Source organism: Tamlana carrageenivorans, from assembly GCF_002893765.1.
Classification (GTDB): domain Bacteria; phylum Bacteroidota; class Bacteroidia; order Flavobacteriales; family Flavobacteriaceae; genus Pseudotamlana; species Pseudotamlana carrageenivorans.
In genome coordinates this window covers 2,076,842-2,102,070 of the sequence record NZ_CP025938.1, presented here as the reverse complement: position 1 = coordinate 2,102,070, position 25,229 = coordinate 2,076,842, and the positions used below count along the sequence as shown (strand labels likewise).

22 protein-coding genes are annotated in these 25,229 nt (G+C 35.4%); 11 read left to right on the top strand and 11 right to left on the bottom strand.

The genetic code is table 11. From position 1 onward, the window contains the following. Positions 1-11: 11 nt before the first annotated feature. Positions 12-938: an NAD-dependent epimerase/dehydratase family protein gene (locus tag C1A40_RS09305; RefSeq protein ID WP_338418044.1), complete on the top strand. Its 927-nt coding sequence runs from the start codon at positions 12-14 to the stop codon at positions 936-938. A gap of 75 nt (positions 939-1,013) precedes the next feature. On the opposite strand, the gene C1A40_RS09300 is transcribed toward C1A40_RS09305, so the two are convergent. From C1A40_RS09300 to C1A40_RS09290, 3 genes are read right to left on the bottom strand one after another with little or no spacing between them, the layout of a single operon-like run. Next, positions 1,014-1,415, bottom strand: coding sequence for a DUF4296 domain-containing protein (locus C1A40_RS09300; protein WP_277871398.1), 402 nt, complete (start codon positions 1,413-1,415; stop codon positions 1,014-1,016). Between the two features lie 44 nt (positions 1,416-1,459). Further along, positions 1,460-2,806 (bottom strand): dihydroorotase, encoded by a 1,347-nt coding sequence (locus C1A40_RS09295; protein ID WP_102995659.1) that lies wholly within the window; start codon positions 2,804-2,806, stop codon positions 1,460-1,462. A 6-nt stretch (positions 2,807-2,812) separates the two neighbouring features. Further along, entirely contained in the window at positions 2,813-3,535 is a 723-nt protein-coding gene (locus C1A40_RS09290; protein WP_102995658.1) for a polyprenol monophosphomannose synthase, read from the bottom strand. A gap of 118 nt (positions 3,536-3,653) precedes the next feature. Here C1A40_RS09290 and C1A40_RS09285 point away from each other — a divergent pair, with 118 nt between their 5' ends. Beyond that, positions 3,654-4,301, top strand: a complete 648-nt coding sequence (locus C1A40_RS09285; RefSeq protein WP_102995657.1) for a DUF4271 domain-containing protein — start codon at positions 3,654-3,656, stop codon at positions 4,299-4,301. A gap of 21 nt (positions 4,302-4,322) precedes the next feature. Continuing rightward, positions 4,323-5,072, top strand: coding sequence for a uroporphyrinogen-III synthase (locus tag C1A40_RS09280; protein ID WP_102995656.1), 750 nt, complete (start codon positions 4,323-4,325; stop codon positions 5,070-5,072). Positions 5,073-5,150: 78 nt separating this feature from the next. Here the strand turns inward: C1A40_RS09280 and pckA are convergent, their stop codons facing one another. Further along, positions 5,151-6,767 (bottom strand): phosphoenolpyruvate carboxykinase (ATP), encoded by a 1,617-nt coding sequence (gene pckA, locus C1A40_RS09275; RefSeq protein WP_102995655.1) that lies wholly within the window; start codon positions 6,765-6,767, stop codon positions 5,151-5,153. 54 nt (positions 6,768-6,821) lie between these two features. Continuing rightward, positions 6,822-7,223: a DUF423 domain-containing protein gene (locus C1A40_RS09270; RefSeq protein ID WP_102995654.1), complete on the bottom strand. Its 402-nt coding sequence runs from the start codon at positions 7,221-7,223 to the stop codon at positions 6,822-6,824. 107 nt (positions 7,224-7,330) lie between these two features. On the opposite strand from C1A40_RS09270, the gene C1A40_RS09265 reads away from it, so the two are divergent. Continuing rightward, entirely contained in the window at positions 7,331-8,671 is a 1,341-nt protein-coding gene (locus C1A40_RS09265) for a saccharopine dehydrogenase family protein (RefSeq protein ID WP_102995653.1), read from the top strand. Positions 8,672-8,879: 208 nt separating this feature from the next. After that, a complete protein-coding gene (locus C1A40_RS09260) occupies positions 8,880-9,350 on the top strand; it encodes an Lrp/AsnC ligand binding domain-containing protein (protein WP_067144832.1) in 471 nt (156 codons plus the stop codon). A gap of 54 nt (positions 9,351-9,404) precedes the next feature. On the opposite strand, the gene C1A40_RS09255 is transcribed toward C1A40_RS09260, so the two are convergent. Continuing rightward, positions 9,405-10,949 carry a glycine--tRNA ligase gene (locus tag C1A40_RS09255; RefSeq protein WP_102995652.1) on the bottom strand — a complete coding sequence of 515 codons (1,545 nt, stop codon included), beginning with the start codon at positions 10,947-10,949 and terminating at the stop codon, positions 9,405-9,407. Positions 10,950-11,069: 120 nt separating this feature from the next. Between C1A40_RS09255 and C1A40_RS09250 the strand changes: the two genes are divergently transcribed. Together C1A40_RS09250 and C1A40_RS09245 are read left to right on the top strand one after the other, a co-directional pair. Further along, positions 11,070-11,747 carry a ComF family protein gene (locus C1A40_RS09250; protein WP_102995651.1) on the top strand — a complete coding sequence of 226 codons (678 nt, stop codon included), beginning with the start codon at positions 11,070-11,072 and terminating at the stop codon, positions 11,745-11,747. A 57-nt stretch (positions 11,748-11,804) separates the two neighbouring features. Next, positions 11,805-13,406 (top strand): Ig-like domain-containing domain, encoded by a 1,602-nt coding sequence (locus C1A40_RS09245; protein ID WP_102995650.1) that lies wholly within the window; start codon positions 11,805-11,807, stop codon positions 13,404-13,406. 75 nt (positions 13,407-13,481) lie between these two features. Here C1A40_RS09245 and C1A40_RS09240 read toward each other — a convergent pair whose 3' ends face one another. The 4 genes from C1A40_RS09240 to ald form a co-directional block, all read right to left on the bottom strand. Further along, a complete protein-coding gene (locus C1A40_RS09240) occupies positions 13,482-14,261 on the bottom strand; it encodes an amidohydrolase (protein ID WP_102995649.1) in 780 nt (259 codons plus the stop codon). Between the two features lie 59 nt (positions 14,262-14,320). Then, positions 14,321-16,093, bottom strand: a complete 1,773-nt coding sequence (locus C1A40_RS09235) for a MutS-related protein (protein WP_102995648.1) — start codon at positions 16,091-16,093, stop codon at positions 14,321-14,323. A gap of 82 nt (positions 16,094-16,175) precedes the next feature. Further along, complete coding sequence (locus C1A40_RS09230) at positions 16,176-16,871, bottom strand: zinc metallopeptidase (protein ID WP_102995647.1); 696 nt, start codon at positions 16,869-16,871, stop codon at positions 16,176-16,178. 171 nt (positions 16,872-17,042) lie between these two features. Then, positions 17,043-18,137, bottom strand: coding sequence for an alanine dehydrogenase (gene ald, locus C1A40_RS09225; RefSeq protein WP_102995646.1), 1,095 nt, complete (start codon positions 18,135-18,137; stop codon positions 17,043-17,045). 267 nt (positions 18,138-18,404) lie between these two features. On the opposite strand from ald, the gene C1A40_RS09220 reads away from it, so the two are divergent. After that, positions 18,405-19,574: an IS4 family transposase gene (locus C1A40_RS09220; RefSeq protein WP_102995645.1), complete on the top strand. Its 1,170-nt coding sequence runs from the start codon at positions 18,405-18,407 to the stop codon at positions 19,572-19,574. Between the two features lie 404 nt (positions 19,575-19,978). On the opposite strand, the gene leuS is transcribed toward C1A40_RS09220, so the two are convergent. Then, positions 19,979-22,840 carry a leucine--tRNA ligase gene (gene leuS, locus C1A40_RS09210; RefSeq protein WP_102995643.1) on the bottom strand — a complete coding sequence of 954 codons (2,862 nt, stop codon included), beginning with the start codon at positions 22,838-22,840 and terminating at the stop codon, positions 19,979-19,981. Between the two features lie 149 nt (positions 22,841-22,989). Here leuS and C1A40_RS09205 point away from each other — a divergent pair, with 149 nt between their 5' ends. The 3 genes from C1A40_RS09205 (at position 22,990) to C1A40_RS09195 (ending at position 25,229) form a co-directional block, all read left to right on the top strand. Further along, on the top strand, positions 22,990-23,907 hold the full coding sequence (locus C1A40_RS09205; RefSeq protein WP_102995642.1) for a DMT family transporter: 918 nt from the start codon (positions 22,990-22,992) through the stop codon (positions 23,905-23,907). Between the two features lie 99 nt (positions 23,908-24,006). Next, entirely contained in the window at positions 24,007-24,885 is an 879-nt protein-coding gene (locus C1A40_RS09200) for a cell division protein FtsX (RefSeq protein WP_102995641.1), read from the top strand. 89 nt (positions 24,886-24,974) lie between these two features. Then, complete coding sequence (locus C1A40_RS09195) at positions 24,975-25,229, top strand: DUF3098 domain-containing protein (protein WP_102995640.1); 255 nt, start codon at positions 24,975-24,977, stop codon at positions 25,227-25,229.

Sequence of the window (25,229 nt, the reverse complement as noted above, 5' to 3'; positions counted from 1 at the left end):
AATTTAGTTGCATGATTTTAGTAACAGGAGGAACCGGTTTAGTTGGCGCACATTTACTCTTCAAACTTATTTCGGAAGGAGAAAAAGTTAGAGCCATATACAGAAGTGATAAAAGTTTAAAACACACTAAGAATGTATTTTCTTGTTATTCAAAATCTCCTGAAACCTTAATAAATTCCATTGAATGGGTTAAGGCCGATATTTTAGACATCCCTGCCTTAACGGAGGCTTTTAAAGGCATTACCCTGGTTTACCATTGCGCTGCTCTGGTCTCTTTCGAACCTGATAAATATCATCAATTACGAAAAACAAACATTGAAGGCACGGCTAATTTGGTTAATTTATCACTTAGTCATGCGGTTAAAAAGTTTTGCTTTGTAAGTTCTATTGCCACTTTAGGAAACACATTAAACCAATTACCCATAACCGAAGACCGCATTTGGAATCCTGAAGAAGACCATAATGATTACGCCATAACAAAATATGGGGCCGAAATGGAAGTTTGGCGTGGTACACAGGAAGGTTTGGATGCTATTATTGTAAATCCTAGTGTAATTTTAGGTCCTGGAATTTGGAAAAATGGAACAGGAAAACTATTTAAAAAGGCCTTTAAAGGCATTAAATACTACACAGCAGGAACCATTGCATTGGTCGACGTAGAAGATGTCGTTAACATCATGATAACACTTACAAACAGCACCATTAAAAATGAACGTTTTATTTTAGTAGCCGAAAACTGGCACTACAAAAAATTTATTACAGCCCTTAGTAATGCTGTGCAAGCTAAGCCTCCTAAAAAATTAGCCAGCAAAAGGCTTTTAAGTATTTTATGGCGTTTAGATTGGCTGAAACACCAACTTACAGGAAAAAAAGACAACTCACCAAGCATCTCTGTCAGGCTTTATACACTGAAAAAAATTACAGCAGTAAAAAAATAAAAACCGCCTTAAACTACAAGTATAAAGCGGTTGATGCAACTATCGTCGATATAGGAAAGCATTTTTTAAGCTAACTCAATCCATTATTGGTTTTATAAACTTTAAAGAATCTCTTTTAACACCTCGCTCTATTGGTTCATCTATCTCCTTTTGGGTTTGAGCTTTCCACTCTTCAGCTTGAAGGTCTTTTAATTGTTCATACAATCGATTTAAACTATCAATCGCTTTGTTATAAATAGCATCGTAAAGATCGATGTGAAAAGCATAATAGGCGTTACTATCAGCAAATTGCAGACTATCTATTTTATATTTTTGATACACATAAGTATTCACATCTAAATTGCTATCAATCAGGGTTCTTTTATTAGCAGAATTCGCAGAACTAAGCAATTTAGAATCGATTAATATGTTAATCATTTTATCCTGAGGAATTAGGTTTTCAGGCTTTTTGGGACCTTTAAACCTGTTGCAAGCCATAAAGCACAGCAACATACCCAAACATAAGATTATGCGTTTTAAAATCATCTTGTAAAAGTTAATCGCTTTGCGGCTTTTACATTTTTAAATTCGGCATTCTGATACACCAAGCTACCATTTAAAAAGGTGTGAGTTACCCGAGATTTAAAGGTGGCACCTTCAAAAGGCGACCAACCGCATTTATATAAAATATTTCCTTTATTAACTGTCCATGGTGCATTTAAATCGACTAAAACCAAGTCGGCAAAATAACCTTCTTTAATAAAACCACGTTTTTCAACTTGAAATAAAATAGCTGGGTTATGACACATTTTTTCAACCACTTTTTCTAAGGAAATTTTACCGCGGTGATACATTTCCAACATGGCGGGCAAAGCGTGTTGAACTAAAGGACCTCCAGAGGGGGCTTTCGTATAAACATTATCTTTTTCTTGTTTGGTATGCGGCGCATGATCGGTAGCTATTACATCAATTCTACCATCGAGTAGCGCTTTCCAAAGCTGTTCTCTATCGGAAGCTGTCTTCACTGCAGGATTCCACTTTATTAACGTCCCTTTTTTATCGTAATCTTCATCTGAAAACCATAAATGATGTATACAAACTTCTGCTGTTATTTTCTTATCCTTTAAAGGTATTTTATTGGTAAACAGACTTGTTTCCTTCCCTGTAGATAAGTGAAAAATATGCAAACGCGCACCTGTTTTCTTGGCCAGTTCAATGGCTTTTGAAGACGACAAATAGCAGGCCTCTTCACTTCTAATTAAATGATGATACTTCACAGGAATATCATCACCATATTGGTCGTGATAAGTCTTAAAATTAGCCTTAATAGTGCCTTCATCTTCACAATGCACTGAAATAAGCAAATCGGTATTTTTGAATATATTTTCTAAAACTTCAGGATTATCTACAAGCATATTTCCTGTGGAAGAGCCTAGAAATAATTTTAATCCAGCAACATTGGTTTTATCAACTTTTAAAATTTCATCCAAATTGTCGTTGGTTCCACCAAACATAAAAGAATAATTAGCCAAGGACGTTTCGGCAGCAATAGCAAACTTTTCTTCTAGTTTTTCAATAGTGGTGGTTTGCGGATTGGTATTTGGCATTTCAATAAAAGACGTGATACCCCCAGCAATTGCTGCTCTGGATTCGGTTGCAATAGTTGCTTTCTCGGTTAAACCAGGCTCTCTAAAATGCACTTGATCGTCTATAACCCCAGGTAAAATATATTTTCCTTCTGCATCAACAACATTAACATCGGGAGATTTAGCACTTATTGATTCGTCAATTTGCTTAATAAATTCACCTTCAATTAATATATCGCCGCTAAACACTTTACCTTCATTGATAATTTTAGCGTTTTTAATAAGTGTAGTTTTCTCTTTCATTGGTTTCTACTTTTTAAATAGACTTTTTATCTTCATTGAAATAACTCCAAAGATAGCTTCAGAGATTATGCTTGAACTTAGTTTGGATTCGCCACGTGTTCTATCTGTAAAAATAACGGGCACTTCAATAATTTTGAAACCTTTTAAATAGGCTTTAAATTTCATTTCAATTTGAAAGGCGTAACCAATAAATTTAATGGTTTTTAAATCGATGGCCTCTAAAACCTCTCGCTTATAACATACAAATCCAGCAGTGGTGTCCTGAATATTCATACCCGTAATAAACCGCACATATTTTGATGCTAAATACGACATTAGCACCCGTCCCATAGGCCAATTTACAACATTAACTCCAGTAACATATCGAGAACCTATTGACAAACCTGCACCTTCTTTATGACAAGCCTTATAGAGTTTGATGACATCTTCTGGGTTATGAGAAAAATCGGCGTCCATTTCGAAAATATATTTATAATCCCTCGCCAAGCACCAATTAAATCCGTGAATGTAAGCTGTTCCTAAACCAGATTTTTCTTTTCTAGTTTCTAAAAACAGTTTGCCTTCAAATTCCTTTTGAAGCTTTTTAACTTTTAGCCCTGTTAAATCTGGCGAATTATCATCAACAATGAGAATATGTAAATCCACCGGTTGTGCGAATACGGCTCCAATAATAGCTTCTACATTTTCAATCTCATTATACGTTGGAATAATAACAACTGTATCAGGCATATTTTTTAATTATCGCAATCCATTTTATTTTGACAAATGTACATGATTAAGGCATTATATTTTTTAAAAAATCCCTAATAATACGCTGAAAAACTAAAATTTATAATAATTTTATGCCATGCTTCGTAACATAATTTCAAACGAGATATTTACAATATTAATTATTGTTGGATTAGCCATCGTGGCTATGGCTAAATTATTGGCTCCAAAACGCTTTCATGATTTTATGTTGGTTATAGGCAACGCGCGTTATCTTAAAATACACGCTAGAGATCAAAAGTTTTTCGATATGTTTGATGCCTTGCTTTTTGGTAATTTAGCCATTTCTCTATCGTTATTTTGCTTTATTATTTATAGGCAAATCACAACAGTAAGCAGCATACCCATAAACGACATGCTAAAATTTATCATTTGTTTAGCTGTTTTCATTTTTATAAAAGTGTTAATAGAGCGTTTAATTGGGAGTATTTTTGAAATTGATAAACTTACCGATCATTATTTATTTCAAAAAATAACCTTTATAAATTACTTAGGCGTTTTATTACTACCTATAAATGCGATCTTATTGTACAGTTTCCAACCTACATGGCCTGTAATTTACGGTATCATTATATTGTTGTTAATTATTAACACCATTGGCTTAATTAGTTCATTTAAAACCTATCAAAATTTAATTAAATTAAACTTGTTTTATTTTATTTTGTATCTTTGCACTCTCGAAATCGCGCCATATATCATATTGTATAAGGCGTTTGTTTCTAATTAAAGACAATCGACCAGATCCCTTATGAAAGTAAAAACAATTTTGGTATCTCAACCGGAACCTAAAATAGAGAATTCTCCCTACTTTGATTTACAACAAAAACAACGTGTGAAAATTGATTTTAGACCTTTTATTCATGTTGAAGGCGTGTCTGCCAAAGAAATTAGACAACAAAAAATCGATTTAAAAAACTACACTGCTATTATTCTAACTAGTAGAAATGCTGTAGATCATTTTTTTAGAATCGCCGATGAGATGCGATTTAAAGTTCCGGATACTCTAAAATATTTTTGTCAGTCTGAAGCTGTTGCTTACTACTTACAAAAATATGTGGTATATAGAAAACGTAAAATTTATGTTGGAAAACGTAGTTTTTCTGAACTTTCTCCACTTATTAAAAAATATAAAGACGAAAAGTTTTTATTACCTAATACCGACAAAGTAAAACCTGAAGTTCCTAACACCTTAGACGCTTTGGGTGTAGACTGGAAACAAGCTACTTTTTACAAAACCGTAGTTAGTGATTTATCTGATTTAGCTAACGTGTCTTACGATGTTCTTGTGTTTTTTAGCCCTTCAGGAATCGAATCTTTATTTCAAAATTTCCCTGATTTCAAGCAAAACGACACACGTATTGCGGTATTTGGAAATACAACCATTAAGGCTGTTGAGGAAAAAGGTTTACGCGTAGATATTGCTGCGCCAACCCCTGAAACTCCTTCCATGACTATGGCTTTAGAAAAATATATTGAAAAAGCCAATAAAGGAAAATAATAACACACATTATAAATAACAGATAAAAAGGGGATGATTTAAAAAAATCATCCCCTTTTTAGTAAGCTATATTTTAATTTAAAAAGCATAACGTTGCGGCCCACCGCGTCTTATTTCTTCTGTACAGTAGTCCTCAAATTTTTTAAAATTCTCACGAAACGCATTCGTTAATTTAAAAGCCGTTGTATAATAAGCTTCATCGTCGTTCCATGTGGCTCTAGGACTTAACACATCGGTTGGGACACCTGGACAACTTCTAGGTTGCGCCACTCCAAAAACCGAATGAATATGATAATCGTCGTAGTTATACAGGCCTAAATCACCATTAAGCACAGCATTAATCATGGCGCGTGTATATTTTAATTTCATACGGGTTCCCACTCCATAAGGCCCACCAGTCCAACCCGTATTAACCAACCATACATTAACACCAGCATCGGTCATTTTATCACTTAGCATTTGGGCGTATTTAGCAGGATGTAAAGGCATAAATGGGGCACCAAAACAAGCTGAAAATGAAGGTACCGGCTCTACAACACCGGCTTCAGTCCCGGCTACTTTTGCCGTGTAACCAGAAATAAAATGATACGCCGCTTGACTTGGAGTTAATTTTGAAATGGGCGGAATTACCCCAAAGGCATCAGCCGTTAAAAAGAATATATTTTTAGGGTTTCTACCTATAGACGGCACTTGTATGTTTTCAATATGATGAATCGGGTAACTCACTCTGGTATTTTGAGTGATGGACGTATCGGCAAAATCGACTTTACCGCTGTCATCTAAAACAACATTTTCTAAAATGGCACCTTTTTTAATGGCATCAAAAATTTCAGGCTCCTGATCTCTAGACAAGTTAATGACTTTAGCATAGCACCCACCTTCAAAATTAAAAATGGTATTTTCTTTAGTCCAACCATGTTCATCATCACCTATTAAACTTCGATTCGGATCGGTTGAAAGTGTTGTTTTACCAGTACCAGACAAACCAAAAAACACAGCGGTATCGCCCGATTTACCAACATTTGCACTACAGTGCATAGGCATGGTTTCTTTAAAAACAGGTAAAATAAAATTCAAGGCAGAAAAAATACCTTTTTTAATCTCACCAGTATAACCTGTACCTCCTATTAAGGCTATTTTTTTAGTAAAATCTAAAATCGCAAAATTATGCTGCCTGGTTCCATCCACTTCAGGGTCGGCCATAAAGCCTGGAGCATTAACAATAATCCACTCCGGATTAAAATGATTCAACTCGGCTTCCGTTGGACGCAAAAACATATTATAAGCAAACTGGTTGCTCCAAGGATATTCATTAATGACACGAATATTCAACTTATAATTTTCATCCGCGCAAGCGTAGCTATCTCGCACATAAACTTCTTTATTCGATAAATAATCGACCACTTTATTATAGAGTTTATCAAACTTTTCAGGTTCAAAAGGAATATTTACTTTACCCCACCAAATGCGATCTTTAGTCACATCGTCCTTTACTATGAAGCGATCTTGAGGCGAACGCCCAGTAAACTCACCTGTTTTTATAGCCAATGCTCCAGAATCGGCCTCAACACCTTGTCCTTTTTCAATAGCTATCGCCTGTAGCGCTTCTGGAGATAATTGATAATTAATTTTAGTGTTTTTAATACCATATTGATCTAACGAAATAGTTTTTATAACCTGATTTTCACTTTCCATATCTGCCTTAAATTATTTATTCCGTAAAATTAATATATTTTATTTACATAAAATTTAATTATCACCAATTTTAGACTTGTTTTTTATCAAATTCACAACCGCAAAACCCCAAGCCAAAATTAACAACAAGCCCCCAATTGGTGTAACAAACCCTATAATTTTAAAATCAAATGATGTTAAGGTGTTTGTAGATAAACCATAAATTGATCCGGAGAAAAGAATCACCCCAACTAAAACCAACCAATAGACACTTTTTTTAGCTTTGAGGCTCACAAAATTTGTTCCTCCAACAATAAGCAATAAAAAGGCATGATACATTTGGTAACGCACACCAGTTTCAAAAGTTTGAATTGATGATTCTGCAATCAAAGTCTTTAATCCATGAGCGCCAAAAGCACCAAAAACAATACTGAGCATTCCTAAAACAGCTCCGGTAATTAACAGTCGTTTATTCATTTATCTCACAATATAGTTTATAATTATTTTTAATATTCATATTTTAGTAACAAACCGCTTCTATACAAATGGTCGCGTGTCACAAAATTACCTAAACATAAATTAATATGAGACAGATTTTAGTGATTGGCTCCGGAAAATCGACCTCTTACCTCTTAAAGTATTTATGTGACCATGCATTTTTGGAAAACTTATTCATTACAGTTGCCGATCTACATACTGAAAACGCCCAAAGTTTAATTAATAACAACACCCGAGCACAAGCTGTTAAACTTGATATTTTCGATGCCATTTCCCGATTTGATTTGATAAAAAAAGCCGATATCGTCATTTCCATGCTTCCTGCCCACCTTCATATTGAGATTGCTAAAGACTGCTTAAAAGCTAACAAACATATGGTTACTGCCTCTTATGTGAGTCCCGAAATGCAGGCCTTAGATTTAGATGTACGGGCTAAAAACCTTGTTTTTCTAAATGAAATTGGTGTCGATCCAGGTCTAGATCACATGAGCGCCATGCAGATACTTGATCGCCTACGAGAAAATGGAAGTGAAATATTTGCCTTTGAATCGTATGCAGGAGGTTTAATCGCACCTGAGAGCGACAACAACCCTTGGCGTTATAAGTTTACATGGAATCCCAGAAATGTCGTACTCGCAGGACAGTACGGAACTGCAAAATATTTAAAGGAAGGTAGCTATAAATACATACACTACAACCAACTTTTTAAGCGGGTACAACCTCTTAATATAAAACCTTACGGTGAATTTGAAGTATACGCCAATAGGGATTCGTTACAATATAAAGACCTATATAAGTTGGATCAGATTAAAACGCTTTTACGAGGCACTATTCGACGAAAGGGGTTTTGTGAAGCTTGGCACGTTTTTGTCACTCTAGGCATGACCGACAATAGCTACACCATGACAGGTAGCGAGTTTTTAAGTCATCGTGATTTCTTAAACGCTTTTCTGCCATACCACCCAAACAAATCGGTTGAATCAAAATTAAAGGACGTATTACTTATAGATAACCATCATCATATCTGGGAAAAACTAGATTGCCTAGATCTTTTTAGTAACAGCTGTTATTGCGGTATTACCAACGCAACTCCGGCACAAATGCTTGAAAAAATATTAACGAATTCTTGGTCTTTAGAAAAAACAGACAAAGACATGCTTGTTATGTATCACAAGATTGGTTATAAGAATAATAATAAAAAGCACGAATTGCATAGCCATTTAATTGTTACAGGAGAAGACAGCACCTACACAGCCATGGCAAAAACGGTAGGACTTCCCATTGCGATAGCCACTTGTGCCATTTTAAACAAAAAAATAACAAGTGCTGGCGTACAAATACCTACAGCAAAATCAATTTACACCCCGATACTGAAAGAACTACAAGATTTTAAGATCATTTTTAATGAAAATGAAAAATTTTATTAGGAATAATCTTGTTAAAAAAAACAATTTAACCAAAATTTAAAGCTTCCCTAATTTAGATTGATTTTTTTAACATTTTAAAATAAAAGTTAATACCTATTGTAAATCAATTAGTTAGACAACAACACACATTCCACTCTCACCGTTAGCCTTAAAAAAAAGTTTCAATTTAAAATCAAATGTTTACATTTATGCTTTAAACTATAACCAAATGAACACAAAACCAAAAACTATAGCCATTGATGGTATAGACAAAAAAATTCTGCGCGTATTGACGGAAGACGCCAGAACGCCTATACTTGAAATAGCCAGAAATGTAGGGATTTCTGGAGCAGCCATACATCAGCGATTAAAAAAACTTGAAAAATCAAAACTTTTATCTGGATCAAAATTTGTTATTAACCCTAAGGTATTGGGGTATTCCACTATGGCTTTCGTAGGGGTGTATCTGGATAAAGCAGCAAATACAGATGACGTAGTAAAAGCATTAAGGCGTTTTCCAGAAGTTTTGGAATGCCATTTTACTACTGGTAATTACAATTTATTTATCAAATTACTATCGATTGATAATGAGCATTTAATGCATCTCCTTAATAAAAACATTCAATCTATTGAAGGCGTTTTAAGAACAGAATCGCTCATATCTCTAGATCAACAAATAGACAGACAAATACTAGTATAAAAAAAAGAGGCCTTTTAAAAAGCCTCTTTTTTTTTGCATCTATTTTGTTATAGATTATTTCATTTTCATCAACCAAGAACGCATATCTACTGCCTCTTTAATGATGTTTCTTAAATCTGAAATTTTCACGCGTTCCTGCTCCATCGAATCTCTATGACGAATAGTAACCGATTGATCTTCTAAAGTATCATGATCTACGGTGATACAGAATGGCGTACCGTTGGCATCTTGTCTTCTATAACGTCTACCTACAGCATCCTTTTCATCATAAACCACATTGAAATCCCACTTTAAGTCTTCAATAATTTCTTTGGCAATCTCAGGTAAACCATCTTTTTTAACTAAAGGTAAAATCGCTGCTTTAACTGGTGCTAATACACTTGGTAATTTTAAAACCGTTCTTGTGGTGCCATTCTCTAATGCTTCTTCTTGTAAAGCGTTTGAGAATACTGCTAAAAACATACGGTCTAATCCAATAGAAGTTTCTAATACGTAAGGCACATAGCTTTTGTTTTCTTCCGGATCGAAATATTGTAATTTTTTACCAGAGAATTTTTCATGTTGCGATAAATCGAAGTCAGTTCTTGAGTGAATGCCTTCTAATTCTTTAAATCCGAATGGGAATTTAAATTCGATATCGGCAGCCGCATCAGCGTAATGAGCTAATTTCTCATGATCGTGGAAACGGTAATTATCTTCACCCATACCTAAAGACAGGTGCCATTTTAAACGTGTTTCTTTCCAGTGCTCATACCACTCTTTTTGAGTGCCAGGCTTAATAAAAAATTGCATTTCCATTTGTTCAAACTCACGCATTCTAAAAATAAACTGTCTTGCAACAATTTCATTTCTAAAGGCTTTTCCTGTTTGAGCAATTCCGAAAGGAATCTTCATACGTCCTGTTTTCTGAACATTTAGGAAGTTCACAAAAATACCTTGTGCCGTTTCTGGTCTTAAATATAGGTCCATAGCACTTTCCGCGGAAGCGCCAAGTTTTGTTCCAAACATTAAGTTAAACTGCTTAACGTCGGTCCAGTTTTTACTTCCGGATAACGGACAAGCAATTTCTAATTCTTCAATTAGGGCTTTTACATCGGCTAAATCTTCATTTTCAAGAGATTTGGCCATACGTGAAAGTGTGGTATTTATTTTTTCTTGGTATCCTAAAACACGAGGGTTCGTAGAAACAAACTCTTCTTTATTAAAAGCATCACCAAAACGCTTAGCTGCCTTGGTTACTTCTTTATCTATTTTAGCTTCTATTTTAGCACAATAGTCTTCAATTAAAACATCGGCTCTATAGCGTTTTTTCGAATCTTTATTATCAATTAAAGGATCGTTAAACGCATCAACGTGACCAGAGGCCTTCCAGGTGGTTGGGTGCATAAATATTGCAGCATCTAAACCTACAATATTGTCATGCATTTGCACCATGGCTTTCCACCAATAGTCGCGAATATTTTTCTTAAGCTCAACACCATTTTGAGCATAGTCGTAAACTGCACTTAGTCCGTCGTAGATCTCGCTACTTTGGAACACGTAACCATACTCTTTTGCGTGAGAGATTACTTTTTTAAATTGATCATCTTGATTTGCCATCCTGCAAAAATAAAAAACCGCAGTAAACTAATAGCCTGTTTAATAAAGATTTTTTGAAACAAAATAACCCTAAAAAGCGCCATTTTTTAACTATGTTTACGAGTAAGATTTTTCACATACATGTTTCAAGCTATAATCGACTTATTTTTCCCTAGAGTGTGCTGCGCCTGTTTAAAGGCTTTAAACGACCGTGTTGAAATGATTTGTCTAGATTGCCGTCACGATTTACCAGTAACCAATTTTCATTTCACCAACGACGAAAGCGTCAAGAAAGTACTGTATGGCAGAACGAAAATTGAACATGCTACCGCTCTTTTTAGGTTTGAAAAGAAAAGTAACGTACAACAACTCATTCATAATTTAAAATATAAAAACCAGGAAGAAATAGGTGCTTTTTTAGGAAACTGGTTGGGCGCCGAATTACAAGACATTAAAGACTATAAGGACATCGATTTGGTTATTCCGGTGCCACTTCACCGAAATAAATTAAAAACCCGTGGCTACAACCAGGTTGCTAAATTTGGGAAACAGATTGCTAAAGCCTTACATGCCGAATATAGAGATGATATTCTACTAAAAGTTACAACATCCAGATCGCAAGTACACAAAAAACGATTGGCGCGTTGGCAAAATAACACCGAACAATTTACCTTAACAAACCCAGATCCCATAACGGGAAAGCACATTTTAATAGTCGATGACCTTATAACTACGGGCGCGACCTTAGAATCCTGTGCATCGGTTTTAAATTTAGCAAATAATATAAAAATAAGTATCGCTACCATGGCTATAGCCTAACAGACTACCTAATATATCTTTAAAATTATGTAGGTTTGTAAAAATTTTGATTCTTTAATGAAAAAGACGCTTTTTAATTTTGCTCTAGTCCTTTTAATCACCTCTGTATGTATCAATTGTGCCAACCGAGGCACTCCTGGTGGCGGGCCTAAGGACGAATTACCACCGGTGATTATCAAATCTAATCCTGAAAATTATTCAACCAATTTTGAAGGCAATGAAATTGAAATTACTTTCGATGAGTATATCAAAATTAAGGACCTCCAAAAGCAATTAATTATTTCACCGCCCATGGAATACCAACCCGACATAAGTCCGTTGGGTGGTGCCAGTAAAAAGGTGGTTATCAAAATAAACGATACACTAGCCCCCAATACCACATACGCCTTCAACTTTGGCAATAGTATTACCGATAATAATGAAGGCAATCCGTACCCATACTACCGTTATGTTTTATCAACAGGCAGTTACATCGATTCTCTAAAAGTAACAGGAAGCATTGTTGATGCCATGAAGAAAAAACCTGAAACCTTTATTAATGTAGGGCTTTATGAAGTAGATTCCACATTTACCGACTCGATCATTTTTAAAGAAAAACCCAAATATATTACCAATACTTTAGATAGTGTTACCACTTTTGCCATTGAAAATGTGAAGCCTGGAAAATATTTATTGATAGCCTTAAACGATGGCAATGGCGATAATAAATTTCAGCAAAAGTCCGATCAAATTGCATTTCATAATAGTTTTATTAATGTACCTACCGATTCGACATACACCCTAAAACTGTTTAAGGAAGAGGCTACTTTTAACGCCACCAGACCAAAGCTCATTTCTGGAGAAAAAATTGTTTTTGGCTATGAAGGCGATTATAAAGGCATGAAAATAAAAATGCTATCCGAAACACCAGAGGATTTTAACTACCGCATCACAAAAGATCCAAAAACAGACTCATTAATGTACTGGTACACTCCAAGAATGAAAGTCGACTCCTTACTTTTTAAAGTCCAAAAAGATGATTTTGAAAAAGATTTCACAGTACGTATTAGTGAGCAAAAAAGAGATTCCTTAACAGTAGACATCCTTACAGGAAACAGCATAGGACTAAAAGAACCGTTGCAATTAACAGCAAACACACCATTTGTAAAATTTGATGCTTCAAAAATATCTTTAATGGATAAAGATTCAATAGCTATTTCGTTTGATACTAAATTTGACACACTAACCAATACTTACGATTTCAATTTCGATAAAACCGAAGATAACCTTTATAAGATGCAAATTCTCCCTGAAGCTTTTGTCGATATTTTCGATTACAAAAATGACACGCTGAATGTTGCGGTAAAAACCAAAAAAAGTTCCGATTATGGTTACGTACGCTTCACTTTAGCAAACGCAACATTTCCAATTATTATTCAGCTTACGGATAAAGACGGCAAATTAAAATACGAATCTTATGTTACCGAACAAAAACCTGTAGATTTCTTAGACCTTAATCCGGCTGTATATGCCATTAGGGTTATACACGATGCCAATGGCAACCAGAAATACGACACAGGAAGCTATTTAGAAAAACGCCAACCTGAGAAAATAAGTCATTTTAAAGATGTTGAAATTCGAGCCGACTGGGGGATTGAAGAAACGCTGGAATTTAAATAGCCGCGCGATTGAGTGTAAAACCACCAGTTGAAAACTGGCGGGAGCGCTAAATTGCGGTAGCAATGCATCACAAAACTAAAGTATAGTAAACCGATCCCGATCGTTTAAAAACTTGAACTTATTGCGGTAAGCTTCAATATGACGTTTTTCTAGAGTAACAGTCTCTACCGATACTTCATTTGGTCTTAGTTCGGAAATTAAATTCCCGAGAACATCATAAGCAGCAGAGTGTCCTGAATACACAGCATTGACCCCATCTACACCAACGCGATTCACACCTATACAATAACTCATGTTTTCTATGGCTCGAGCTTTTAACAAGGTATCCCAGGCTAAAATTCGTGGCTTTGGCCAATTGGCTACATAAATTAAAAGATCGTAATCATCGGTGTTACGTGCCCAAACCGGAAAACGTAAGTCGTAGCATATTAGCGGACAAATTTTCCAGCCTTTATAATCTACAATAATTTTTTTTGCGCCTGCTGTATAAGTTTTCTCTTCACCTACCAAAGTAAAAGTGTGTCGTTTATTGTAGTACGTGATTTTCCCAGAAGGCTCTACAAAAAGTAAGCGGTTGTAAAAGTTATCATCTTCGGAAATCACCAAACTCCCCGTAATCGCCGTGTTGTAAGTTAAAGCCATGTGCTTTAACCACGAAACAGTTTCGCTTTCCATGGTTTCGGCGACTTCAGCAGCATGCATTGTAAATCCTGTGGAGAACATTTCAGGTAAAATAACAAGATCTGTATCATTTGAAAGGCTTTCAAAATGCTTGCTAAACGCTACTCTATTTTGTTGCGGATTTTCCCAAACCAAATCGGTTTGCATCCAACTTACTTTAAATTGGTCTTGCATAATGGTAAAGATAAAAACTTCCTTTGGGAAATTTGCCTTCTATACAAAGTGAATTTCAGCTAAACGATTTCCATTTTCTTTAAGAGGAAAGACGCATTCATGTTTTTACAAACACCATGTTTTAGCGTATAGTCAAAATACAATTCATCATGGATAATCTCGGCATCAAAATAGTAGTTTTTAACCTCTTTAAGTTCCTTTTCCATCTCACACAAACTTAAATCGTGTGTTGCTATAATGCCTGTTGCGTTTGAAGCCACGAGTTTTTCAACAAATTTTTTCGAGCCAATGGCTTTATCGGTGCTGTTCGTGCCTTTTAAAATTTCATCGAGAATGATAAAATACGGTTCTTGTTGAATGGCATCGACTATGAATTTTAATCGTGTTAATTCTGAAAAGAAATATGAGCTTTCGTCTGCTAAAGAATCTGTGGTACGCATACTCGTAATGAGTTTTACAGGTGCATATTGACTCTTTTTGGCGCAAATTGGTAATCCTGCATTTGCCATAACAATGTGCAATGACACGGTTCGTAAAAAAGTACTTTTGCCTGCCATGTTTGCTCCAGTAACAATAAAGAATTCTTCGTTTTCTATGATGACATCGCTGTCTACGCGTTTAGCTTTATTCAATAACGGGTGCCCTAATCCTTCGGCTTTTATAACAGGTCCGTTTTTAACAATTTCTGGAAACACAAATTCAGCATGATTAAACGCATATGTACCAAAACTGTTATAAGCATCAAAAAAGGCAACCACCTCAAACCAATCGACTACTTTTTCACCGTATTGTGCCATCCACTGCTCTACCTTATAAGAGTTTTTAATATCGGTTAGAAATAAACCGTTGCCAAAAATAGCACCTATAAGGTTGTTTCGGTTATCTAAAGCATCCAATGATTTTGAAAAAGACCTGAAAATAGTCGAAGCTTTTTCATCTTCAAATTGAATCATTTTTTGTTTTTCTTCCAACAATACAGACGTAAAGGTTTCCTTTTCAATTAAATCCAATAAGGTCGCATACTGCCTAAACGTATCGCGAACCTTATCGCTGTTTGAAGCCAACACATTTACTTTTTTTAAGTAAATACTTGAAACCCCCAAGCCTACAAACATCCAGTAGCCAATTATTGCTTTATTGGTAATCGCATCAAAAAAAGTAAGCACGAGAATTAAAAGCGAGATCATTCCAAAAACAACCCCTACCCAATACATGGTTTTACTGAGAAACAATTGATGGTTTTTCAGCCAATCTAAAATAGATTTCGCTGGTGTTTCAACCTGAACCAAATTTGAAGTTGCCGAATAAAACTGTCGGAATTTAGCCTTTTCCGAAAGTTCTTTAATTGCTGCTTGTCGCCCTTCAATATTTGAGACATCATTCGCTTTTAAAGCCTCAGCAAGTGTTTTAGCCCCTTCCAGACTTGTGGTTCTATTCATAAATTGATAAAAAGAACCGCGACCAAATAAATCGATATCTAAGCTGTAAAAATGCTTGGGGTATTGAAACTGAAGTCCTTGATCCCGATCATGAAAATTGCCCGACGCGATTTTAATTTCATCTTCATTAATAGCAACCAATGCTTTATTAAACGCGCGGGTATGTTTTACATCGGTGTATCTAGACAGCAAATAGATGAATATGGCAATCCCTAAAACAGCAATAGCTATGCCTATTTTCCATTGTTCCATGAACATATAAACACCAAAACCAGTAAGAACAAAAACCAATAAACGTAGCAAACTAATGCTTGCCATTTGTTTAAAAAGGCGTTTAACCTCGGTTTGATAAATTTCTAAGTGTTTTTTATAATAATCTAAAGGCTGTTTCATGTGGTAACAAATTGGGCATAAAGTAACAAAAAAGCCCTGAAAATGTTCAGAGCTTTTAATGTATGTTTTGTATTTGTGTATTTTAATCTCTTCCTCCAAAAAGCTGAAGCGCCCAATAAAGCAAGTTTGCTAAGGCACCAATAGCAGCTACTAAATAGGTTCTAGCCGCCCATTTTAGAGAATCTTCGGCACCAGCATATTCTTCTGGAGCCAACATATGTCTGTTTTTTAACCAAGCTAAAGCACGGTTACTCGCATCGTATTCTACAGGTAAAGTGATAAAGCTAAACAAGGTTGCAAAGCCCATAAAAACCACACCTAAAACGGCAACCCACCAGCCTAATCCAACACCAGCGGCTCCACCTAGTACAAGTCCACCAATAATAAGCCACTGCGACATACCAGAAGTTACACTCACAATAGGCACTAAAGCCGAACGCATTTGTAACCAATTGTAGGCCTGAGCATGTTGCACCGCATGCCCACATTCGTGAGCAGCAACGGCCGCCGCAGCTGCATTTCGTTGATTGTATACGGACTCACTTAAATTAACCGTTTTATTTTTCGGGTTATAATGGTCTGTTAATCGTCCTGGTGTAGAAATAACTTCTACATCGTAAATACCATTGTCAGCAAGCATTTTTTGTGCTATTTCGGCACCACTCATACCGTTGCGTAAATGTATTTTAGAGTACTTTTCAAACTTACTTTTAAGCTTGTTACTCACCAACCAGCTTACTAAAGCAATGGCCCCAATAATTATATAATATCCTAACATGATTTCTTTTTTAAGTTTTAATTTCTATAGTAAATATAGCAAAAATAACGCCATAAAGATATTATGAAAATTTGTCAGACTTTTTCAGTTTAACTTAAGATTATAAACAAAAAAAACGTCTAGACTTTTAAAACAAGTACTAGACGTTTGATTTATTGAAATTTAAATAACTTAAGCCATTTCCATATCGAAAGCTTCAGCAATCTCTTTATAAACGATTTCTCCTTTAACAATATTTAATCCTTTTTCTAATGGCGCGTTATTCTCGCAAGCCTTTTCCCAACCTTCGTTCGCTAATTTAACTACGTAAGGTAACGTAACATTGGTTAAAGCCATTGTAGATGTGTAAGGTACAGCACCTGGCATATTTGCTACAGTATAGTGTACAACCTCATCTATAATATAAGTTGGGTCTTGGTGTGTTGTTGGTTTTGTTGTTTCAAAACAACCACCTTGATCTACAGCAACGTCAACCATTACGGTACCTGGCTGCATCTCTTTAAGCATATCTCTTGTAATTAATTTAGGTGCTTTGGCTCCTTTAATTAATACACCACCAACGATTAAATCGGCATCTTTAATATGTTTTCTAATATTATATTCACTAGAAAACTCACTAATAACATTATTTGGCATCGAATCACTTACATAACGTAGCGCTTTCATGTTTATATCCATGATTACCACGTGAGCTCCTAAACCAGCTGCCATTTTAGCCGCTTGATATCCTACAATACCAGCACCTAAAATAAGTACTTTTGCAGGAGGCACCCCAGGAACACCACCTAATAAAATACCACGACCTTTAATTGGTTTCTCTAAATATTTTGCACCTTGTTGAATAGACATTCTACCTGCTACTTCCGACATTGGGATTAACAATGGCAGGGTACCATCGGCATCTTCAACAGTTTCGTAAGCAATACAAATAGATTTGCTTTCAATCATGGCGTTTGTTAAAGCCTCGCTCGATGCAAAGTGAAAATAAGTAAATACTACTTGGTTTGGCTGAATTAATTTGTACTCTGGCTCGATAGGCTCTTTAACCTTAACGATCATTTCTGCAATAGCATAAATCTCTTCAATTGTATCAAGAATTTTAGCTCCAGTCTCTATATAATCTTCATCTAAAAAACCACTGTTAAAACCAGCATTTTTCTGAACGAAAACTTCATGATCTCTTTTAGTTAATTCAAACACCCCAGAAGGCGTCATACCCACTCTATTCTCGTTGTTTTTTATTTCAATAGGAACACCAATTTTCATAAGCGATTTATTTTAAAATTTTAATTTTTGATAACGGACGCAACAAAGCTAAATTAAATGATTTAAAAAAAGTTTTAAAACCCATTTTTTATTATATTTTCTATAACACTTTTAACTTTTTATTAAGAATTGCATAATATATATTAATTTACTAGGATTTTATTACACATTCCATATCAATAGCGTCCAAAACGCTTAAAAAGAGAAAGGGATTTTGTATCTCAAAATATTATTTTTGAGTTGCACAACAAAAAACAACCTTTCTCCATGACAAATATAACATTGTTCTCTCAGATAATCTCCAAATTAGACCGTTCTAGTTTTTCTAAACTTGTAAAAGCCAAGGGAACAGATAAACATCAAAAAGGATTTAATAGTTGGACACATTTAGTCTCCATGTTGTTTTGTCAATTTGCAAAAAGTCAATCCGTCCGAGATATAAGTAATGGACTTCGCTCTGCCACAGGAAACCTTAATCATTTAGGCATACAGAAAGCACCTTCTAAATCAACGATAAGCTATCAAAACAAACATCGATACTGGACGCTTTATCGAGATTACTACTATGTTCTTTTAAAAAGTTTTGGACAGCACCCTCACTTAAAACGTGTTAAATTCAAAATTAAATCCAAGATATTTCTATTAGATTCTACAACGATAAGTCTATGTTTAAGTCTCTTTGATTGGGCAAAATACAAAACCCACAAAGGAGCTGTAAAAATGCACACCTTGCTTGATTATGATGGTAATTTACCGCACTATGTAAATATTAGCGATGGTAAAACAGCAGATAATAAAGGAGCTTACGATATTCCTTTGATTAGCCGTTCGGTTATTGTCGCAGATCGATTTTATAATGATTTTTCGTTACTTAACGTTTGGGACAGCAACCAAGTGTTTTTTGTAATTAGGCACAAAGAAAACATCCAATTTAAGAGTATTAAAGAAAAAGAATTGCCAGAAAATAGACATCATCATGTTTTAAAAGATGAAATCATTGAGCTAACAGGGGCTAAATCAAAAACAAAATACCCAAAGAAGCTACGTAGAATAGCTGTATGGGACGATAAAAATAACCAGGAAATAGAACTTATTACCAACCAAATGTCTTGGACAGCAAACACAATTAGCCAACTCTACAAAGCTAGATGGGATATTGAGATATTCTTTAGAGACATCAAACAACAGCTACATATTAAATCGTTTATAGGAACTTCTGAAAATGCCGTAATGATACAAATATGGACGGCTCTTATTACTATACTCATCCTAAAAGCCTTAAAAGCAAATCCAAAATATAATTGGTACTTGTCCAATTTAGTAGCTTTTATAAGACTTAACCTTTTTGTCAAAGTGGATTTGCAAAAATGGATTGATAGCCCTTTTAACGAGCAGCTTCCCCCCAAACAAAATTATACACAAGGGGTTCTTTTTTGAAAAAGATAAAAAACATGGCTAATTACCAGTAAAATCGTTGACTTTTGATTAGATCAAAAATGTTTAGGACAGGATTGATTCCATATTTAAATTTCTTGAATGTTTTTTGGGCGCCTGCCTGCCGGCAAGCAGGTTACCACAAGGGTCAGGCTATTCGTTACAATCTTTTTTATTTGGTTATTGGTTGGTGGTTTTTGGTTTTTGGTTTTAGCTGTAAGCTCGAGCTGCTGTTTACTGATTATAAAAAAGGATTTCCACTGCTATCCTTAATGCAAGTAGCATGTCTATAAAACAACAAACCCGAAGCCATCGACTTCGGGTTTGTTAATTCAACAATATAATAAAGAAAAGCAAAGTCCAAACTTTCAACTTTTAACTTTTAACTTTTAATATCTAACTTAAATCTACCCTACAATATTCACAATCTTTCCAGGCACCACAATCACTTTTTTAGGTGTTCTACCTTGTAATTGTTCTTGTGTTTTTTCGTGAGCCATGACTGTTTTTTCGATATCCTCCTTACTCATATCCAAAGGCAATTCTAAAGTAAATCGCATTTTACCGTTAAATGAAATCGGGTAATTTTTAGCGCTTTCAACCAAATGACTAGCGTCAAATTCTGGGAAAGCAGCTGTTGAAATTGACGTTTCATGACCTAACTGACTCCATAATTCTTCAGCAATATGTGGTGCATAAGGCGAAATTAAAACCAATAAAGGTTCTAAAACAGCTTTGCTTGTACATTTTTGAGTACTCAATTCGTTTACCGCAATCATAAAAGTTGATACCGAGGTATTAAACGAAAAGTTCTCAATATCTTCTTGAACTTTCTTAATCGTTTTATGTAATGTTTTTAAAGCATCTTTAGTTGCAGGAGCGTCATTTACTTTTAAACCGTTATCATCGGCATATAATTTCCATAGTTTTTTCAGGAAGTTATGTACCCCAGTAATTCCAGCGGTATTCCATGGTTTGTATTGCTCTAATGGCCCAAGGAACATTTCGTAAAGTCTTAAACTATCGGCACCATATTCGGCAACAATATCATCTGGGTTTACGACGTTGTATTTCGATTTGGACATTTTTTCCACATCGCGACCTACTTTGTAAACACCATTTTCTAGAATGAATTCGGCATCTTTATAATCTTCACCAAACTCACTATCATTTTTTAAACCTTCAATATCCAATTCATCCGAAGCGTTTATATATTTTACTTTCACGTGAATAGGTTGTACATTTTTGTCTTTTGCTAATCCCGCTGAATAATAGGTGTTCGTTCCTTCTTCTCTATAAACAAAAGCACTTGTTCCTAAAATCATCCCTTGGTTAATCAGTTTTTTAGCAAACTCATCAACAGGAACCACGCCTTTATCGAACAGGAATTTTTGCCAGAAACGCGAATACAATAAGTGTCCGGTTGCATGCTCACTTCCACCAATGTACAAATCAACATCTTTCCAATAATTCAAGGCTTCTTGACTCGCAAATTCGTCAATATTCGTTGGATCCATGTAGCGGTTAAAGTACCAAGAGCTTCCTGCCCAACCTGGCATGGTGTTCAGTTCTAAGGCCCCACCTAGCCTCCCCGAAGGGGAGGAATTCTCAAACTCCTCTTTAGAAACTATTTTAGCCTCATCACCATATTGTAACCAATGCCATTTTAAAGCGTTACCCAATGGTGGCTCGCCAGTTTCTGTAGGCAAGTATTTTTCAACTTCAGGTAATTCTATAGGCAAAAACTTGGTGTCTATCATTTTTGGCATGCCATGCTCATCATAATACACAGGAAATGGCTCACCCCAATAACGCTGACGCGAAAATACAGCATCACGCAAACGGTAATTGGTTTTTCCTTCGCCTACCCCTAATTGTTCCAATTCGTAAATGGCGCGTTTGGTGGCTTTCTTATAGTTCATCCCGTTAAGGAAATCACTATTAGCAATTACTGTTTTATCCTTATCTGAAAAAGCTTCTTCAGAAATATCGACTCCTTCAAAAATATTAAGAATCGGAATATTAAAATGCTTCGCAAAATCGTAGTCACGTTGATCACCACAAGGCACCGACATAACAGCTCCTGTTCCATAACCCGCTAAAACGTAGTCACCAATCCAAACTGGAATCGGTTCTTTTGTAAAAGGGTGTTCCGCGTAAGCGCCAGTAAAAGCACCAGAAATGGTTTTTACATCGGCCATTCTATCACGCTCACTACGTTTAGCAGTCGCTAAAATATAGGCTTCCACTTCTTCCTTTTGTTCAGGTGTGGTTATTTGCGATACCAATTCATGCTCTGGCGCTAAAGTCATAAAACTTACTCCAAAAATAGTATCAGGACGTGTTGTGAATACAGATATGGTTGCTGGTTTTTGGTTATTGGTTGTTGGTAGCACGTTAAAAGTAACCGAAGCTCCAACCGATTTTCCAATCCAATTACGCTGACTCTCCTTTAAAGAATCGGTCCAATCAATTGTTTCTAAACCTTGTAGTAAACGCTCGGCATAAGCCGAAATTCGCATACTCCATTGGGTCATTTTTTTACGAATCACCGTATGTCCACCACGTTCGGATACGCCGTTTACAATCTCATCGTTAGCTAAAACAGTACCCAATGCTGGACACCAGTTCACTTCAGTTTCAGCCAAGTAGGTTAAACGATATTGTAATAATATTTTTTGTTGCTCTTCTGATGAAAAGTTCTGCCACGCTTCCGCGGAAAAAACCTCAACATCGGCATCACAAACAGCATTCACATTGGCATTTCCTTCCGAAGCAAACACTTTAACCAATTCTGAAATATCTTCAGCTTTATTTGAATCGTTATTGTACCACGAATTAAACAACTGAATAAAAATCCATTGTGTCCATTTATAGTAACTCGGATCGGAAGTTCTCACTTCACGCGACCAATCGAATGAAAAACCTATTTGATCTAACTGTCGGCGATACGTTTTTATATTTTCAGCGGTAGTAATAGCTGGGTGCTGCCCCGTTTGAATCGCATATTGCTCGGCAGGCAAACCAAAACTATCGTAACCTTGCGGATGTAACACGTTAAATCCTTGATGACGTTTGTAACGCGCATAAATATCGGAAGCGATGTAACCCAACGGATGCCCTACATGCAATCCGGCACCACTAGGATAAGGAAACATGTCCAAAACATAATACTTTGGTTTGTCACAATTATTTTCGGCTTTAAACGTTTGGTTTTCGGCCCAATATTTTTGCCATTTGGCATCGATTTCGTTGAAATTATACGTCATTATCATCCTTATTTTAAGAAGTTGCAAATTTACGTTTTAATTAGAAACAGGAGGTCTTAATGAATAAAAAATGACTTTGCTTAATCATTTAAATTAATAGAATTACTTTTGGCTCGCTATTTATTCACCTCCTAAAACCACAAATTTCTTTGATAAAAGCAAACATTATAAAAGCGCATCTTGCTTTATTTGGCGGCCATGTTATTTATGCGGCCAATCATTTTATTGCAAAAGGGATTATGCCCGAAAAGCTAGACCCAAGACCCTTTGTGTTGTTTCGTGTTTTAGGAGCTGGCATCCTATTTTGGTGTATAAAATTATTTATTAAGGAAAAGGTTGAGAAGAAAGACTTTTTCAGACTCATACTATGCGGACTTTTTGGTGCATCATGTAACCAACTATTTTTCTTTGAAGGGCTGAGTATTACATCGCCAATTGATACGTCCATAATCATGACGTCCTCGCCAACTGTTACATTTATTTTAAGTATGATTTTCTTAAAAGAAAAAACAACTACCAATAAAATAATAGGATTAAGTATTGGTGCTATAGGCGCCATTGGTTTGGTGTGGTACGGCCAGGTAGCCGAAGGCACTAGTAGTTTTTTAGGCAACCTTTTTATTTTTCTAAACGTTGTAAGTTTCTCACTTTACCAAGTGACTGTAAAACCCTTGATGAAGAAATATCATTTTATAACCATTATTAGTTGGGTGTTTTTATTCGGACTTTTATTCACAATACCTTTTGGTTTAAACGATGCTGTTTTTAATACCGATTACAGCCTATTTACCACAAACACCTTTCTGGTTATTGGCTATGTTATCCTGTTTACTACCTTTTTAACCTTTCTATTTAACATCTATGCCTTACGTCAAGTTTCGCCGTCGGTAGCTGGAAGTTACACCTACATACAACCAGCGGTTAGTTTTGCCATCGTATTGATGTTAGTTTATTTTTTTAATAACGATACTTACAGTGAGGACATCAATCTGGTAAAGGTCTTGTCATGTCTTTTTGTAATTATTGGTGTGTATTTAATTAGCAAAAAAACGAAGTCTTCAGCATAATTATTTATTGGTTTTACAACATTATTAATTTGTTTTGGTTTATATAAATACAGATTAATAATACTTTATTATTTTTACCGTGTTAATCCAAGAAAATTTATGAGTTCATCATTTGAAAAGCACCAAAAACGCAGACTTATTTCCTCTTATTTTTCAGTAGTTTTAAGTATTGCTCTGGTTTTATTTTTATTGGGATTATTAGGCTTGTTAATTCTAAATGCTAAAAAGGTTTCCGATCACTTTAAAGAGCAAGTTGTAGTTACCATTTATTTAAAAGACACTGCCAAAGAGGTTGAAACCAAACAGCTTGAAAAGAGTTTGGCCATGGCCGATTATGTAAAATCTACCGAATACGTTTCTAAAGAGCAGGCTGCCGAATTTATGAAAGCCGATAACGGCGAAGATTTCATGGATTTCGTGGGTTATAATCCATTACAAAACTCTATCGATGTACATTTAAAAGCCGATTTCGTTACATCAGAACATCTTGAAAAAATTTCTACCGAAGCCCTCAACAAAGACTTTGTTGAAGAGGTAACTTACGATAACGACTTAGTTAACTTGATGAACGACAACGTTAAAAAAATTAGCTTTTGGGTACTCATTATCAGTAGTATTTTTACTTTAATTGCGGTATTATTAATAAACAGCTCCATCCGATTGGCGGTTTACTCCAAGCGTTTCACGATTAAAACCATGCAAATGGTTGGCGCAACCAAACAATTTATAAGACGACCCTTTGTTTGGCAAAGCGTCAAACTCGGTATTATTGGTGCTATTTTAGCGCTTATTGGTATGGCCGTAGTACTTTACTATTTAGACAAAACCTTTATAGAACTCAACCTTTTAGGGCAGCCCGTTTTTGTAGCTTTGCTTTTTGCATTTATTTTTGGGCTAGGCATTATAATCACTTGGATTAGCACACATTTCGCAACGCAACGCTTCTTAAATTTAAGAACAGACCAGCTGTACTATTAATAGTGAGAGAATAATTTAGAATGAGATTAACAATAAAAATTAAATAAATCTGTTACTTTGCATAAAATTTATGCCTCAGCTTTTTAATTATGGGAGAACAAAAACGAAAAGAAGCTTCTAAACCACATTTCATCTTCGGAAAGAAAAACTATAAATTCATGTTTATAGGTTTAGCCGTTATTGCTTTAGGCTATATTTTAATGTCTGGTGGCGGAAGCGACGACCCGAATATCTTTAACCCTGAAATTTTTAGCTGGATACGTATTCGATTAGCACCAACTTTAGTGCTTATTGGGTTTGGCATTCAAATTTATGCCATTCTTTTAAATCCTGATAAGAAGTAA